At 75.5% G+C, this 14,807-nt stretch carries 19 protein-coding genes; 6 read left to right on the top strand and 13 right to left on the bottom strand.

Translation table 11 applies throughout. From position 1 onward, the window contains the following. Positions 1-24: 24 nt before the first annotated feature. The 4 genes from ACI8AG_RS06525 to ACI8AG_RS06510 all read right to left on the bottom strand — a co-directional run bounded on the left by ACI8AG_RS06525 (position 25) and on the right by ACI8AG_RS06510 (position 3,463). A complete protein-coding gene (locus tag ACI8AG_RS06525) occupies positions 25-1,023 on the bottom strand; it encodes a Brp/Blh family beta-carotene 15,15'-dioxygenase (RefSeq protein ID WP_456596365.1) in 999 nt (332 codons plus the stop codon). 4 nt (positions 1,024-1,027) lie between these two features. Beyond that, positions 1,028-1,948 carry a bacteriorhodopsin gene (locus tag ACI8AG_RS06520; protein WP_456596364.1) on the bottom strand — a complete coding sequence of 307 codons (921 nt, stop codon included), beginning with the start codon at positions 1,946-1,948 and terminating at the stop codon, positions 1,028-1,030. Positions 1,949-2,083: 135 nt separating this feature from the next. Then, positions 2,084-2,983 (bottom strand): SDR family NAD(P)-dependent oxidoreductase, encoded by a 900-nt coding sequence (locus ACI8AG_RS06515; RefSeq protein WP_456596363.1) that lies wholly within the window; start codon positions 2,981-2,983, stop codon positions 2,084-2,086. Between the two features lie 78 nt (positions 2,984-3,061). Further along, positions 3,062-3,463: a hypothetical protein gene (locus ACI8AG_RS06510; RefSeq protein WP_456596362.1), complete on the bottom strand. Its 402-nt coding sequence runs from the start codon at positions 3,461-3,463 to the stop codon at positions 3,062-3,064. An 80-nt stretch (positions 3,464-3,543) separates the two neighbouring features. Between ACI8AG_RS06510 and ACI8AG_RS06505 the strand changes: the two genes are divergently transcribed. Further along, entirely contained in the window at positions 3,544-3,813 is a 270-nt protein-coding gene (locus ACI8AG_RS06505) for a DUF2277 domain-containing protein (protein WP_456588574.1), read from the top strand. A 69-nt stretch (positions 3,814-3,882) separates the two neighbouring features. On the opposite strand, the gene ACI8AG_RS06500 is transcribed toward ACI8AG_RS06505, so the two are convergent. Continuing rightward, a complete protein-coding gene (locus ACI8AG_RS06500) occupies positions 3,883-4,128 on the bottom strand; it encodes a hypothetical protein (protein WP_456596361.1) in 246 nt (81 codons plus the stop codon). Between the two features lie 75 nt (positions 4,129-4,203). Between ACI8AG_RS06500 and ACI8AG_RS06495 the strand changes: the two genes are divergently transcribed. Next, positions 4,204-4,686, top strand: coding sequence for a GNAT family N-acetyltransferase (locus ACI8AG_RS06495; protein WP_456596360.1), 483 nt, complete (start codon positions 4,204-4,206; stop codon positions 4,684-4,686). A 49-nt stretch (positions 4,687-4,735) separates the two neighbouring features. Next, positions 4,736-6,169, top strand: coding sequence for a hypothetical protein (locus ACI8AG_RS06490; protein ID WP_456596359.1), 1,434 nt, complete (start codon positions 4,736-4,738; stop codon positions 6,167-6,169). Between the two features lie 11 nt (positions 6,170-6,180). On the opposite strand, the gene ACI8AG_RS06485 is transcribed toward ACI8AG_RS06490, so the two are convergent. From ACI8AG_RS06485 to ACI8AG_RS06460, 6 genes are all read right to left on the bottom strand, one after another. Beyond that, complete coding sequence (locus ACI8AG_RS06485) at positions 6,181-6,882, bottom strand: glycosyltransferase (protein ID WP_456596358.1); 702 nt, start codon at positions 6,880-6,882, stop codon at positions 6,181-6,183. Next, entirely contained in the window at positions 6,879-7,730 is an 852-nt protein-coding gene (locus ACI8AG_RS06480) for an NAD-dependent epimerase/dehydratase family protein (RefSeq protein ID WP_456596357.1), read from the bottom strand. The genes ACI8AG_RS06485 and ACI8AG_RS06480 overlap by 4 nt, the downstream gene beginning before the upstream one ends. Continuing rightward, positions 7,727-8,530 (bottom strand): aldolase/citrate lyase family protein, encoded by an 804-nt coding sequence (locus ACI8AG_RS06475; RefSeq protein WP_456596356.1) that lies wholly within the window; start codon positions 8,528-8,530, stop codon positions 7,727-7,729. Before ACI8AG_RS06475 ends, ACI8AG_RS06480 begins: the two co-directional genes overlap by 4 nt. Before the next feature lie 58 nt (positions 8,531-8,588). Next, positions 8,589-9,662 (bottom strand): ABC transporter ATP-binding protein, encoded by a 1,074-nt coding sequence (locus ACI8AG_RS06470; protein WP_456596355.1) that lies wholly within the window; start codon positions 9,660-9,662, stop codon positions 8,589-8,591. Further along, a complete protein-coding gene (locus ACI8AG_RS06465; protein WP_456596354.1) occupies positions 9,659-11,176 on the bottom strand; it encodes an ABC transporter permease in 1,518 nt (505 codons plus the stop codon). The genes ACI8AG_RS06470 and ACI8AG_RS06465 overlap by 4 nt, the downstream gene beginning before the upstream one ends. Before the next feature lie 92 nt (positions 11,177-11,268). Next, positions 11,269-12,279 carry an iron ABC transporter substrate-binding protein gene (locus ACI8AG_RS06460; RefSeq protein WP_456596353.1) on the bottom strand — a complete coding sequence of 337 codons (1,011 nt, stop codon included), beginning with the start codon at positions 12,277-12,279 and terminating at the stop codon, positions 11,269-11,271. Positions 12,280-12,540: 261 nt separating this feature from the next. Here ACI8AG_RS06460 and ACI8AG_RS06455 point away from each other — a divergent pair, with 261 nt between their 5' ends. Next, positions 12,541-13,248, top strand: a complete 708-nt coding sequence (locus tag ACI8AG_RS06455) for a hypothetical protein (RefSeq protein ID WP_456596352.1) — start codon at positions 12,541-12,543, stop codon at positions 13,246-13,248. A gap of 49 nt (positions 13,249-13,297) precedes the next feature. Further along, positions 13,298-13,681, top strand: a complete 384-nt coding sequence (locus ACI8AG_RS06450) for a PaaI family thioesterase (protein ID WP_456596351.1) — start codon at positions 13,298-13,300, stop codon at positions 13,679-13,681. A 9-nt stretch (positions 13,682-13,690) separates the two neighbouring features. Here ACI8AG_RS06450 and ACI8AG_RS06445 read toward each other — a convergent pair whose 3' ends face one another. Next, the gene (locus ACI8AG_RS06445) at positions 13,691-13,921 is read right to left on the bottom strand and encodes a hypothetical protein (protein ID WP_456596350.1); all 231 of its coding nucleotides are present in this window, start codon (positions 13,919-13,921) and stop codon (positions 13,691-13,693) included. Between the two features lie 135 nt (positions 13,922-14,056). On the opposite strand from ACI8AG_RS06445, the gene ACI8AG_RS06440 reads away from it, so the two are divergent. Further along, positions 14,057-14,338: a DUF427 domain-containing protein gene (locus tag ACI8AG_RS06440; protein ID WP_456596349.1), complete on the top strand. Its 282-nt coding sequence runs from the start codon at positions 14,057-14,059 to the stop codon at positions 14,336-14,338. A 9-nt stretch (positions 14,339-14,347) separates the two neighbouring features. Here the strand turns inward: ACI8AG_RS06440 and ACI8AG_RS06435 are convergent, their stop codons facing one another. Continuing rightward, the gene (locus ACI8AG_RS06435) at positions 14,348-14,761 is read right to left on the bottom strand and encodes a hypothetical protein (RefSeq protein WP_456588566.1); all 414 of its coding nucleotides are present in this window, start codon (positions 14,759-14,761) and stop codon (positions 14,348-14,350) included. Positions 14,762-14,807 lie beyond the last annotated feature (46 nt).

Here is a 14,807-nt window from a genome sequence, read left to right as displayed (position 1 = left end):
GGCGCGCGGTGCCCGGCTGCGGGCTCACCCCGTCGAGCGCGGCGGCTGAGTGCGGTCGAGCCAGCTGACGGCCAGCACGTGCGGCAGCGTCAGCGCCGCCAGCAGCGGCAGGCCCGTGGCGACGAGTCCGCGCCAGCCGTTCGCCCAGGACCAGAGGGCGGCGAGCGCCAGCAGGACGGCGGCGGTCGGCGGGCCTGCCGCCAGGGCGAACCGGCGCAGCGGCAGGACCAGCCGTCCCGCGACCAGATCGGGGCCGCTCGCCGGGTCCTCGGCCATCACGCGCGCCACGTGCCGCAGGGAGTGCCAGGCCCCGAAGTAGACACCGAAGGCGGCCAACGGCGGGACCACGAGGACCACCGCCGCCAGGAGGCCGACCTCCCCCGCCTCCAGCCACCGGCGGCGGCGGGCCAGGACGAACGCGAGCACTCCCCCCGCGCCGAGGAGCACCGCGACGGCTGCCGTCGCGACTCCGGGCGGTACGCCGCCCCAGCCCGGGGCCACGGCCTCGGTGAGCGCGCCGGTGTCGCTGCCGGGAACGCCCAGGCCGCGGAGCAGGGGCACCAGCAGCACGAGGCTCCCGAGGACGAGCGACGCCGCCGGCCGCGGCCGCACGGGGCGACCGGCGCGCAGATCGGCGAAGGCGGTCTCGCCGGTGCCGAAGTGCCATGCCGAGACCAGGACGAAGATCAGCAGCGCCGGGCCGGGCGCGGCGGTGAAGGCTCCGTAGGCCCCGGCGGCCAGAGCGGCGTACGCGGCCCCGAAGACGGCGAGCCGGGTCGGCCGCCAGCCGAACCGCCACGCGGGTAGGAGGTGATCGACGGCCCCGTGCGGCAGCCCCAGGAGCAGTCCGGCGACCAGCACCGCCGCCGAACCGGTGGCTCCCCAACCACCGGGGACGGCGACCTCGACCGCCAGGGCCGCCCCGGCCCCCACGCACGACCACCGGGTGGCGGCCCGGGCGGGAGCCCCGAACGGGGCCACGGGGGCGCGCCCGGTCGCCGAGGCGGCGACGCCCCCGGACACGCCGTCAGCCGCGGGCCGGGCGGACGTCCTCGCCCCGGGCCCGGCCGATCACCGCCGTCGAGATGCGGGTGAGCTCCGGGAGCACGGCGTCGCTCTTGTGCACGTTGCTCGACCACACCGGCTCGGTGTGGGTGTCGACGCCGGCGACGACGTCCTCGGCGGTCCGGAGCTTGGCGACCTTGTGGATCAGCACGCCGAAGCCGACCTTGGCCACGACGTCGGTCACCGAGTAGCCGACCTGCATGGCGGTGAGCCAGGCCGGGGTGACGTCGACGAAGACCGGGACCGAGTAGATCAGCGGGTAGATGCCGAAGCTGCCGAGCAGGACGATCGTCGCGTTGCGGAGGGTGGTGGCGGCCTCCGTGCCCATGGTCGGCAGGGACGCCCGGACCGCCCCGATCAGCGCGACGTAGAGGTAGACGAGGAAGACCGTGCTGATCAGCCCCCACACCACCAGGGCCGTGGTGTCGCGGCCCTGGGCGACCACTTGGGAGCCCATGTACCCGGTGACGATCATGAGGAAGGCGGCGGCCATGGTCGAGAAGCGCAGGTTGCGCGCCCTGGCGCCGGCGAGCGAGCACACCGCCAGCAGCTCCACCATCAGCAGCGGCACGGTGATCGACCAGTCGATGTAGCGGCTGCTGATCGTGTGCAGCGCCTCCGGGTTCGGCACGTACACGCCGCCCTGCAGCGTGAAACCGGCGTCCCACTTGCTGACCATGCGGGCGTAGGCGAGGGCCGCGACCGCCGCGAGGCAGAAGCCGGCGTAGGCCGAGGGGCGGTACCGCGCCGACACCTCCTCCCGGCTGGTCAGTGCGTAGAGGAAGTAGGCGAACAGCGCGAACCCCGCGCCGAGGAGCGCCAGCTGGACGACGTCGTAGAGGCCCGGGGGCATCGTCTGCAGTTCGGGAGCGGGGGTCTCCATGCGCACTCCTGGATGTCGCGCGACGGCGACTCCCGGACCGGGCCGCCGCTTTCCGCCCGGTGCCGGGACGGTGCCGGGCCCCTACCCGCACCGGCCGTCCGCAACCGGGCGGCGGACGACCCGGGGGGCGACGGCTCAGATGCTGCGCCAGCGGCCCTCGACCGCGTTGCCCTCGGGCCGGGACCGGAAGACGTTCCCCTCGGTGGGCTCCGTCCCGTCCCCGGCCAGCGCCAGCCGCCGCAGCAGCGGCTCGACCAGCACGTCGTAGACCCCCGGTAGCAGCCGGAAGCCTGCCGTGACGACGTGGTTGAGCGCCCCCGCCTGCACGACCCGGCGTGGCCGGTCGAGGGTGGACAGGACCCGGCGGGCCACCCGCTGCGGCGAGTAGACCGGCGGCGGGGGCCGCCCGGTGCTGCCCGCCCATGTCGCGCCCTGGGAGTAGATGGGAGTGTTCACGCCGCCGGGCTGGACGATGGAGACGGAGATCCCCGGCTCGTCCCGGGTCTCCTGCTGCAGCACGCGGGCGAGCGCCAGCTGACCCCACTTGGCGACGGCGTAGCTGCCCATGACCGGCGTCGTCACGTTCCCCAGCAGGGAGTTGACGACGACGAGGTGGCCTGCGCCCTGCCGCCGGAAGACCGGCAGGACGTGCCGCGCGATCGTGGCCGTGCCGTGCAGCGAGGTGTCGACGACCCGCTCGAAGACCGCCTTCGGCACGTCCTCGATGCGCCCGTAGGCCATCACCTGGGCGGAGTGCACGACGACGTCGAGGTGGCCGAGTTCGCGCAACGCGCCATCGACCACCGCGGCGATCGCCGCCTCGTCCAGCACGTCGGCCGGGCAGACCAGGACCGCGGCGGCGCCGGCGGCACGGAGCTCATCGGCCGTCTCCTCCAGCGACGACCGGCCGCGCGCCACCAGCACCAGTCGCGCACCGCGGCCGGCCAGCTGTACGGCCGTCGCCCGGCCGATGCCGCTGGACGCGCCGGTGATGAGCACGCTGACCGGTGCTCCGCCGGAGTCGGGGATCGGCACGGAGGTCTCCTCGCTGGGGGTGAGTCCGGCGCTGCGGGCACCGCTTGTCCACAACCGACTACCCGACCGGCCCGGCGGTCATGCGGTGCGCCGGTCCAGCTCGGCCAGCAGCCAGCCCGGCCCGCTGACGTCGACGCCGTCGGGCAGGCGGGCGCGCAGCCCCCGGTCGGCGGTGACCACCAGCACCTCGCGCCCGTCGCCGGCCAGCTCGGGTACGACGTCGGCGAGCGCGTCGTCCCCGCTCCCCCGAGCGCGCACCACCCGGACCCCGTCGGGCGCAAGAACGTCCCGGGCCTGCCCCTCCACGACGGCCACCACGTCGGTGCAGGTCAGCTCCTGCCCGCCGGGCCCGGGCACGGTCTGCCCGGCCAGCTCGGCGAGGCGGTCCAGGAAGCGGCCGGCCGCTCCCACCCGGTCCCGCCACCAGCCGTCGGGACGGGCGCCGACCACGTTGGCGACGTCCACCACCAGCACTGCCATCTCGTCCTCCCTCCGTGGGCGCCGCACGAGGCGTGCTCGCGGCCCGTCCCGTGCGTCTCGCCGGGCCCTACGCTCCCGGCATGTGCCGGAACATCCGCCCGCTGGCGAACTTCGCGCCGCCGGCGGCCGACGAGGAGATCCACGCCGCCGCGCTGCAGTACGTGCGCAAGATCAGTGGCACGACCAAGCCGTCGCGCGCGAACGCCGAGGTGTTCGAGCGGGCGGTGGCGGAGGTGGCCGCGGCCTCGGCCCGGCTCCTCGACGCCCTGGTCACCACCGCCCCGCCCAAGGACCGCGAGGCGGAGGCAGCCAAGGCGCGGGCCCGGGCCGCCGCCCGCTACGGCGGCTGACCACTCGGCACGGCGTTCCCGGCCATCGGGAACGCCGTGCCGCGCCCGGTCGCCCATCGGGCGGGCCGGTCAGTTCTCCGACGCCGGGCCGACGTCGTGCGGGTCGGGGGTGCGGAAGGTCGGGTCGTCCGGCGGGTCGACGTCGTCACTCCCGGCCGCCGCCGCGGGACGGTCGGTCTCCGGCGAGCGGTCGGGTTCCTCCCCGCCCTCCCCGAACCCGTCGGCGGGCGGGGGGGCGCCGGCTCCCGGGTCCGCGGCGGGGATGCCTTCGTCGGGTTGGCCGAGGTTGGGTTCCAGCGGGCTCCACATCGACATGCCGGTCCCCTACCCCGGCTCGGCGCCTTACTCCCCTCCGATCGCCGCCCGGCTGCCTGGGCTAGAAACGTCGGCATGAGCTCCGCCGGGACGTCCGTCCCCGAACCCCTGCTGCGCCGCGCTCGGTTCGCCGCGCTCACGCCCTTCGAGGTCTACGCCCTGTGCCGGCTGCGCGTCGACGTCTTCGTGGTCGAGCAGGAGTGCCCCTACCCCGAGCTCGACGGGCGCGACGTCGAGCCGGCCACCGAGCACCTCTGGTTCGAGGAGGGCGGTCAGGTGCTGGCGACCATCCGCGTCCTGGACGACGGCGCCACGCGCGCCATCGGCCGGGTGGCCACCGTGGCGACGGCGCGCGGGCGGGGGTTGGCCGGGCGGCTGATCGAGCAGGCGCTGGCCGATCACGGGCACGGCCCGCTCACCCTCGGCGCGCAGGCCCACCTGGAGCAGTGGTACGGGCGGTTCGGCTTCCGCCGGAGCGGTCCGGGCTACCTCGAGGACGGCATCCCGCACGTCCCGATGCGCCGAGAGCCGGTCGGCGCCGCGTCGGGAGCGGAGTGATCGGGTCCCAGTTCCCGGCGATCCGGTCAGGGTCGCCTAACCTGCACGGGTGACGACGGTGGCGGAGCGGCCGGCTCCACCCCCCGGCCTCGCGCCGGCGTCGCGCTGGTCACCCGCGGAGCTGCTGCCCGCCGGCCTCGTCGCGGTCCTCGGCGGGTGGCTGCTGAGCGCCGGCCACGGCCTGTGGTTCGACGAGCTGTTCACCGCCGAGGTGGCGCGCCTGCCGTTGCGCGAGATCCTCACCGCGATCGTCACCGGCGAGGGCACCGCCGGCTACCTGGCCGGCGTCCCACCGTCGTACAACGCGCCCTACTACCTGGTCGTGCACGTCTGGATGTCCCTCCCGGGTCTCGGCGGGGACGTCTCGCTGAGGCTCCTGTCCCTGCTGGCGACCGCAGGCGGGCTGACTCTGATCACCCGCGCCGTCTCACGCCTGGCCGGTCGACCCACCGGAGTGCTGGGCGGGCTGGTCCTCGCGACCACCCCGCTGGTGCTCGAGCAGTCGGTGGAGGCCCGCAGCTACGGGCTGGCCGTCCTGGCCACCGGCGCCGCGGCGCTCGGACTGGTCCGCTGGCTCCAGGAGGCACCACGGGGCCTGCTGCTCTTCGGTCTCGCCGGCGCCGGCATGGGTCTGGCCCACTGGTACGCCGTCACGGTGCTCACCGCCTTCGTCGTCGCGGCGGTGCTGCTACGGCGGCGGAGTGCCCTGCCCCTCGTGCTCACCGGGGCGCTGGCCGCCCTGCCGGCCGTGGGCTTCGTGGGGCTGGCCCTGCTGAACGGGACGGGGGCGCGCAACGCCGAGCACCTGCGCGACACCGACGGCCGGTTGGTCGCGCTAGCAGCGGAGGCCTGGGCCGGCGGGCGCACGCCGTTCCTCTGGCTCACTCTGGGGCTGGCGCTCCTCGGCGCCGCCCGCGCGACCGGCGTCCGGGTCGTCGGCGCCTGCTGGGTCCTCGTCCCGCTGGCGCTGCTGGTCGCTGCGGAGCTGGTGCGGCCGGTGTTCCTGCCCCGGTACCTGCTGGCCGGGCTGCTGGGGCTGGGGGTGCTCGCGGCGGCCGGGGCCATGGCGCTGCCGCGGCCGGCGCGCGTCCCGGTGGCGGCGCTGCTGCTCGGCTGCTCCCTCCTCGCTTCCGCACCACTGGCCGACCGCGGCCCGCGCGAGCGCGCGGACGAGGTGGTGGCGCTGCTGGCCGAGCTGCACGAGCCGAGCGAGCCGATCGTCGCCGCGGACCAGCGTTCGGCCACCGGTCTCGACCACTACGTACGTACGCTCGCCCCGCAGCTGCGCCCCGACGTCGTCCTGCCGCCCGACGACGCACCGTCCGGGGAGGACCGGGTATGGCTGGTCCGCCGGCTCCTCGGCGGCCTGCCGGAACCCACCGACGACGATGCCGTCCTGCAGGAGGCGGGCATGCGGATGAGCCGCCAGTACGACTTCCCCGCCGAGAAGACCGACCTCGTCGTCCAGCTCTGGGTCCGGTGACCGCTCGCCGCTCAGCGGTGAGTGCGGGCCGCCCAGACCAACGACCGGGCAGATTGCCGTACGCGGGCCCCCGCTGTCCAGGCCGACCGGCCGACCGGACGCAGGGCCCGGGCCACCGGCACGCTGGTGACCGGCCGGCCCGAGCGACCGACGGCGAGCACCACGCTGGGCGCCCCGCGATCCCGCACGCCGCTCAGGACGGCGGCGCGCACGGTCGGCCCCAGGACGAGGAAGGCCCCGGCGTCGGGAGGGAGCCCGGTCAGGCTCCCGGCCACCCGCCGGTGCAGCGTGCCGGTGAGACGGCGCAGCGGCGACTCGTAGCGACCGCGCCGCCCGGCGAACACCGCCTCGACGTCACCCCGCGAGAGCCGCTCCAGCAGCAGCGGCACCGCCTCGGGCGGGTCCTGGAGGTCGGCGTCCATGCACACCCAGACGTCGGCGTGCGGCTCGTCGGCCAGCCCGCGGGTTAAGGCGGCGTGCTGCCCCCCGTTGACGGTGAGCACGGTGACCCCTATGCGGGCGTCCTCGCCGGCCAGGGCCTGCGCGACCGCCGCGCTGTCGTCCGGAGAAGCGTCGACGACGAGCCGCAGCCGCCACGGGTGGCCCTCGAGCGCCACGCCGAGCCGGCGGGCGAGCTCGACCAACGTCGCCTCGTTGCCGTACACCGGCACGATGACCGCGACCCGGCGCTCCGCTGCGGCGGAGGTGGTCATCCCGCCGCCCACGTGCGCGCCAGCCCCTCGGCGAGGTCGACCGTGGGCCTCCAGCCGAGCAGCTGCCGCGCACGCGAGGGGTCGCACACCCAGTCGGCGGTGTCCCAACCGCGGCCGGGGTGAGCGCCCGCAGCGGTCGCGATCGGCCGGCCGGTGACCCGCTCGGCGGTCGCCACCAGCTCCTCCGTGCTCGTCTGCACACCGGTGCCGATGTTGAGGACCGCCCCAGGTGGCAGCCGGTCGTCCACCGCGGCGCGCACGCAGGCGTCGACGACGTCGCCCACCCACACCCAGTCCCGCCTGCTCAGCCGGGCGGGCAGCGCGACGGTGCCGCCCTCACGGGCGGCAGCCATCACCACCGGCACCAATCGAGTGGGGTGGTCACCAGGCCCGTAGACCTGGAAGGCGCGGAGGACCGCGGCGCGCACACCACGTTCAGCTGCGGCCGCCTGCAGCAGCAGCGAGCCCGCCGCCTTGGTCGCGCCGAAGAAGCCCCGCGGCTCGAGGGCGGCGTCCTCGGCCAGCGGGTGGGGCGCCGCGGCGTACTCGGTGGACGACCCGAGCCGCACCACCGAGCGGCAGCGGTCGGGCAGGGCGTCGACCAGCCAGGGCGCGGTGTTGACCGCGGTGGTCGCGGCCCGCTCCTCACGGGTCGCCTTGGCGCGGCCCGCCGCGAGGGCGAAGACGACGTCCGGGTCGGCGGATCGCACGGCGGCGGCCCCGGCCCGGGGGTCGGCCAGGTCGACGTCCCTGCGGGTGAGACCCGTGACGTCCCAGCCATCCCGCTCCAGCCGGTGCACCAGGTGCCGGCCGACGAAACCGCCGGACCCGGTCACGAGCGCCCTCACGCCGGCTGCGGTACCGGTCCGGTCACGCCCGGACGCGACCCGTCGACGGCCGCGACGAAGGCCGCCCGCAACTCGGCGCACCGGGCCGCACCGGCCGCACGCAGGTCCTCCAGGGCCGCGAGCAGCAGAGGCACCTCGACGAAGGGGTCGCGGCCCGCCATGTCGGCGGTGAAGGCGCGGCGCAGGAACGTGAAGTCGGCGCCGGTGCGGAGCAACTCGGCGGCGAGCAGGTCGCCCGGCACCGGGAACCCCCGCCCCGGGAGCGTCAGACCCGCGACCCCGAAAGGGGTCTGCACATGCGCGCGGACGCCGTCGACGGTTCCGTCCACCAGTGGACGGAACAGCTCGGTGGACCCGCGGTCGATGCGCAGGTCGTTGAGCCCGACGTAGACCCGGGAGAGCGGCCGCTGCGCCAGCTCGGCCACCCGGTCCACGGCGTCCTGGGTCTCCACCAGGATGCCCACACCGCAGCGGCCGGCGACCAGGTCCACGGTCCGGTCGACCTCCTCCACGGTCCGCACCATGGGGAGGAGTACCTCGTCGGCGCCCCGCCGGACGGCCTCGTCGACCTCGCCCGCGGTCCAGGGCCCGTAGCCGTTGACCCGGCAGATCAGCCGCCCCGAGGTGGCGGCGCGCATCACGCTCAGGTCTTCGGCGGTGTCGGCGTTGATCTGGGTCCCCTCACCCGCCTGTCGTCGCAGCTTCCCGCGGCGCTCCCAGTCGACGACGATCCCGGCCGCGCCGGCGGCGACCACGGCGCCGCCCCACTGCGGCCGGGTGGTGAAGAGGAACAGGTCCATGGAAGGCAGCTTAGGCTCTCCTAACCGTCCTCCGCGCGCCCCCCGCGGCCGCGCCCCGTCAGCACGCCGGGTCGGGGACGGCGGCACGCGGAGCCGGTCCGGCGACCGGGAAGGTCAGCGCGGTGCCGGCCACCTCGATCGCGACCTCCTCCCCGACCGAGGGTAGGTCGGCGCCCTCCAGCCGGGCGGCCACGGTCACCCCGCCGGGCAGGCTCAGCCACACGCGCGAGTCGTGCCCGTAGAAGTCGACGCTGCGCACCTCGGCCCGCACGCCCGGCGCGAAGGACGGGGCGAGACGGAGCTGCTCGGGCCGCAGCAGCACGCGGACGGGTCCGTCGTCCGCCGGGTCGGAAACCGGCAGGGCGCCGAGCACGCAGTGCGCCCGGCCGTCGCGCAGCTCGCCGTCCAGGACGACTGACTCCCCGACGAACGCCGCCACGTCCAGGTCGGCCGGGCGCCGGTAGAGGGTGCGCGGATCGGTGAGCTGGACCAGCCGCCCGTGCCGTAGCACGGCCACCTGGTCGGCCATCGACAGCGCCTCCGCCTGGTCGTGGGTCACCAGCACCGCGGTCGCCCCGGCCACGGTCAACGCAGCGGCGACGGCCTGCCGGGTGCCTTCCCGCAGCCCGGCGTCGAGGGAGGAGAACGGCTCGTCGAGCAGCACCAGCGAGGGCTCGGGCGCCAGCGCCCGCGCCAGGGCGACGCGCTGCTGCTGCCCTCCGGAGAGCTGGTGCGGCGACCGGTCGGCCAGCTCCGCGTCGAGGCCGACGAGGGCCAGCAGCTCGCGCACCCGCCCCGTGTCCCGCCGCAGCCGTCGGGGCAGCCCGAAAGTCACGTTGCCGGCCACGGACAGGTGCGGGAACAGCCCGCCCTCCTGCGGCACGTAACCGATACCGCGGCGGCGGGCGGGCACGGCGCGCCCCGCGCCGGTCACGACCCGGTCCCCCACGGCCACGGTCCCCGCGTCGGGGGTGTCGAAGCCGGCGACCAGTCGCAGCAGCGTCGTCTTGCCGCAGCCTGACGGGCCGAGCAGCGCGGTGAGGCTGCCGGTCGGCACGTGCAGGTCCACGCCGGCGAGGACCGGCACGGAGCCGAACGCCTTGCTCAGGCCGGTCACGGTCAGGGAGCTCATGAGGTCGCACCTCGTCGGGTGTCGCGGGACAGCAGCACGGTGGCCGGCACGGACAGCAGCACCATGACCAGCGCGTACGGGGCGGCCGCCCCGTACTGGAGGGCGCTGCTGGCCGACCAGAACGCCGTCGCAAGCGTCGTCGTCCCGGTGGGTGCCAGCAGCAGGGTGGCGGTCAGCTCGGTGACCACCGCGAGGAACACCAGGGCCGCACCGGCGCCGAGCCCCGGGGCGAGCAGGGGCAGGGTGACGCGGCGCAGCCGGTCGGCCCCGGAGGCGCCCAGCGACGCCGCCACGTCGTCGTAGAGCGGCGGGGCCTGCTCGACGGCCGCCCGCACCGTCACGACCGCCCGCGGCAGGAAGAGGATTGCGTAGCCGGCCAGGAGCACCGGCACCGTCTGGTACAGCCACGGGGTGTTCCGGATGCTGAGGGTGACCAGCGCCAGCGCGACGACGATGCCCGGCACCGCGCTGCCCACGTAGGTGGCCCGCTCCAGCAGCGTCGCCACCCGGCTCCGGGCACGGACGGCCAGCCAGCCCGTCGGCAGCGCCATCGCCGTGGTCACCAGCGCCGCCACCGCAGCCAAGCCCAGCGTGCTGCCGGTGGTGGCCACCAGGTCGCCCCACGGCAGCCCGTCGGAGACGCCGGCCAGCACCCAGTAGGCCACCGCGCCGAGCGGGACCGCCAGTGCCGCCCCCACCAGCGCGGCGAGGCCCAGCAGCGCCGGGGCGGCGAGCCGGCCCAGCGCGAGGAGGTGGACCGGCCGGACCGCGCCGCGCCCGCTCCCGGCGTACCCGCGCGAGCCGCGCAGGCGGAGCTCCCCCAGCAGGAGCAGGAGGCAGAGCAGCACCAGGACGCCGGCGAGCATCGTGGCGCCGGGCCCGTTGAACGTGGACCGGTACTGGTCGTAGATGGCGGTGGTGAACGTCGGGTACCGCAGCATCTGCAGCGCACCGAACTCGGCGAGCACGTGCAGGGCGACGAGCAGGCCACCGCCGAGCAGCGCCACCCGCAACTGCGGCAGCTGCACCCGGCGGAAGACCGCCCAGCCCGAGAGGCCGAGCCCGCGGGCGGTGTCCTCCAGCGCCGGATCCAGACCCCGGAAGGCGGCAACCACCGGCAGGTAGACGAACGGGAAGTAGGACAGCGACACCACCAGCAAGGCGCCGGCGTAGGTGTCCAGCCCCGGCAGCAGCGAGACCCAGGCGAAGCTGTTCACGAACGCCGGGACCGCCAGCGGCGCGACCAGCAGCACGTGCCAGAGCCGGCGACCGGGGACCGCCGAGCGCTCGACCAACCAGGCCGCACCGACGCCGAGGACGGCGCAGACGGCCACGGTGCCCACCACCAGCCGACCGGTGTTCCAGAGCAGCTCGGCGACCCGCGGGCGCAGCACCAGCTCGCGGACCCCCGACCAGCCGAGGTCGACGGTGTAGCCGGCGATGTGGATCAGCGGCAGCAACGCCAGCGCCGCGACGCACACGGCGAGCGCCAGGGCGACCGGTGCGCGCCGCACGGGCAGTCCTCCCCTCCGCCCGGACGCGCGGGTGCCCCGGGTCGCCGGACGGGCCGGCGACCCGGGGCCCGGGTCCTGCAGCGCGGAGGGGGTCAGAGCAGGCCCACTTCCTGCATCAGCTCGGTCACCTTCGGGGCGTCGAGGCTGCCGGGGTCGAGCTCGGGCGCGCCCAGATCGGACAGCGGCGGCAGCGCATCGGCCGAGGCGACCCCGTTGCCGACCGCGTACTCGAGGGCGGTGCTCTCGGCCAACCGCTCCTGGGCGGCCGGGCTCGTCAGGTACGCGACCAGCTGCCGCGCCTGCTCCTCCTGGTCGGAGGAGGCGAGCACGCCGGCACCCGAGACGCTCAGGAAGGCGCCCGGGTCCTGGTTGCCGAAGTAGTGCAGCGACGCGTCGTCGCCGATGAGCCCACCTTCGGCCTGGTCGCGGTACCAGTAGTAGTGGTACATCACCCCGAGGTCGACCTCGCCCTCGTCGACAGCCTTCATCACCGCGGTGTTGCTGGCGTAGATCTCGGCGTTGCGCTCGAGGCCGGTCAGCCAGGCGCGGGTGGCCTCCTCCCCCTCCAGCGCGAGGACGGCGCTGACGATCGCCTGAAAGTCCGCGCCGCCGGCGGCGATCCCGACGCGGCCCTGGTACTCCGGCTCGGCCAGCTCGAGGAGCGAGGCGGGTAGCTCCTCCTCGGGCACGGCGTCCGGGTCGTAGGCCAGGACGGTGGAGCGGGCGGCGAAGCCGGTCCAGTTTCCCGACGACGGCCGGAACTGCTCGCCGACCTGGGCGAGGGTGTCCTCGTCCAGCGGCGCCAGCAGCCCGGCCCGGTCGACGACGTCGATCGCGGGGCTGTTCTCGGTGAGGAAGACGTCCGCCGGCGAGGCGTCGCCCTCCTCGATGATCTGGTTGGCCAGCTCGGAGTCGTTGGCGTCGCGGAACTCGAGCTCGATGCCCGTTTCCTCCGTGAAGTCGGCCAGCATCGTGCGCACCAGGCTCTCGTGCTGCGCGCTGTAGACGGTGAGGGTGTCTGAGTCGGAGCCACAGGCAGCCAGCGAAGCCGCCAGGGTGAGGGTTGAGACGACGCCGACGGTCGCACGCCCGAGCCTGGTCACGAATGTCCTCCTGCGGGATAGGCGAGGCACACCTAAGCATGCGCGATCCCGCCCGGGCCAACCGCCTCACGGTGTGGTCCGCTCCAACGGCCGCCGGGCAGCGCCCTCGCGATCGGTCGCGGTCGCCCGCCGGCTGCTGCACCGGCTGCCCTGAGCCCCCTCCGCGCCGGTCCCACCGCTCTTCCGCGCGACCGGTCGTCGGCACCGCGGATGCCGGAACGGGACGGGGCACGGTGCCGGTCCGCGGGGTAAGGGGCAGGGATGCAGCGGCGCACGGGACCCGATCCCCTCGAGAACCCCGACGACCGGGACCCCGCCGAGGCGCCGGACGCCCCGGAGCGGGAGGGCCTGGCCCGGAGGCTGGACAAGCCGATGGGCGCCCTCGGGCTGGTCTTCGTCCTGGTGGTGCTCGGCCAGTCCCTCGCCCGGCAGCCGTGGCTGACCACCACGCTGAGCGTCGTCGGCTGGGTGCTCTGGGCCGTCTTCGTGGCGGAGTTCGTCCACCGGGCCGCCACGGCCCGCGACCAGCGCCGCTTCTGGGCGCGCAACTGGTGGCAGGTGGTCTTCCTGGCGGTGCCCTTCCTGCGGTTCGCCCGCGCGCTGACGTTGCTGCGTGCGGCGCGGGTCGGCGGCGTCGTGTCGGCCGCGGTCCGCGGGTCCCGCTCGGCGGGCCGCCTGCTGAGCGGCCGCATCGCCTGGCTCGGTGCGGTGACCGTCGTGGTGGTGCTGGCGTCCAGCCAGCTGCTGTACGTGCTCGGCGCCTACGACTCCTACGGCACGGCGCTCTACGACGCGGCCCTCGCCACCATCAGCGCCCGGCCCCTCACCGCCGACGCCGACGTCGCGCGCGTCCTCGACATCGCCCTGGCCACCTACTCGGTGGCCGTGTTCGCGACGCTGGCCGGTGCGCTCGGCGCCTTCTTCCTCGAGCGGCGTGACGACGGGAACGTGGCCGCCCGGGGAGCATGACGCCGGGCACCGGGCGTGCGACCGCGCGCCGCGGGGTAGCCGCCCCGCCATGAGCGACGACGTGACCACAGGTGGGTACGCCGAACGGCTGGGCGCCCGCCCGGAATCGGCCGGCGAGGGCGCGGCCCGGATGGGGTTCGAGGTGACCGAGGAGCACCTCAACCCGGCCGGCACCCTGCACGGCGGGGTGCTGGCGACGCTCGTCGACACCGCGATGGGCCTGGCGGTGCGCACCACCACCGGCGACGGCGAGGTGCCCGCGACCAGCCAGCTGACGGTCACCTACCTGCGGCCGGGGAAGCCCGGCCCCCTGCAGGTCACCGCGCGGCTGCGCACGCGGGGCGAGCACCTGACGGTCTGCGAGGCGGACGTGGAGCAGGACGGCAAGGCGCTGGTCCACGCCGTCGCGACCTTCGCGCTGCTGGGTTCCTGACCCTGCGGGTCACCCGGGCAGCGGCGCGGGCACCTCCTGGACGACGGACGGGACCGCCGCCCCCTGGTCGTCGTCCTGGTCGTCGGTCCTGGTCTGGGCGACGACGAGGATGTAAGTGAAGATCCCGGCGATGACGAGCAGGATGCCGAGCGGGATCAGGATGCGGCCGAGCCGCCTGCCCTTCGGGCTGCCCTCCCCGGCGCTCCGGTCGTCGTCGCCGCGGTGGTCGGGGTGCGCCATGGGTGGTCCTCCTGGGGTCGGTGGAGCGCGGTGGGCCGGCCCGGGGGCCGGCCACTCCTTCATGCCCGCGCTACCGGGCGTCACTCCCCGCGGCCGCGACCGGCGCAGCGACCGCGGGCGGAGGACGATCAGGGTATGACCACCGCCGCCTGGAACGGCGTCGTCGTCGCCGAGTCCGACGACATCGTCACCGTCGAGGGCAACGCCTACTTCCCCCGCGCGGCCGTCCGCGACGACGTGCTGCGCCCCTCGGAGACGCAGACCGTCTGCCCCTGGAAGGGCACCGCCTCCTACTACAGCCTGGAGGTCGACGGTCAACGCAATCCGGATGCCGCCTGGTCCTACCCGGAGCCGAAGGACGCCGCGAAGCAGATCTCGGGCAGGGTGGCGTTCTGGAAGGGCGTGGAGGTGCGCTGACCTCGTCGGTCAGCGGCCGGGGCGGGTGCCGGCGAGCTCGCGGGCCGACGCGGCGGCCTCGGCGTCGAGCTGGCGGTCGATCGACTCGGTGAAGGAGTCCCAGGCCTGCTCCGGCGTGATCCCCAGCGCGGCAGCGATCTGGTCCCACTCCGCGCCCCCGCGCAGCGCGGCGCGGATCCCGACCAGCTGGCTGTCGTGCGCGCGGCGCGAGACGACCTCACCCAGGGCGAGCAGCTCCAGCGCCTCGTACACGTCGAGCTGGGTACCGGTGTCGCGCAGGGAGGCCGACCAGTCGTCGGCGTCGTCGTCACGGACGGTGTTCAGGGCGGTATCGCCGTTGTCGCGGCGACTCAGGAAGTCGAGCCGCGTGGCGGCCGTCGTCAGCGAGAACTCCGCCTCGAGGGCCTCGGGTGTGATGGTCATGGGTCGAGCTTCCCCTTCGACGTGGGAGCGCCAAACCCGGCGCAGG

The organism is Blastococcus sp. SYSU DS0552 (assembly GCF_054050815.1).
This window is presented reverse-complemented; position numbering and strand designations above follow the sequence as displayed.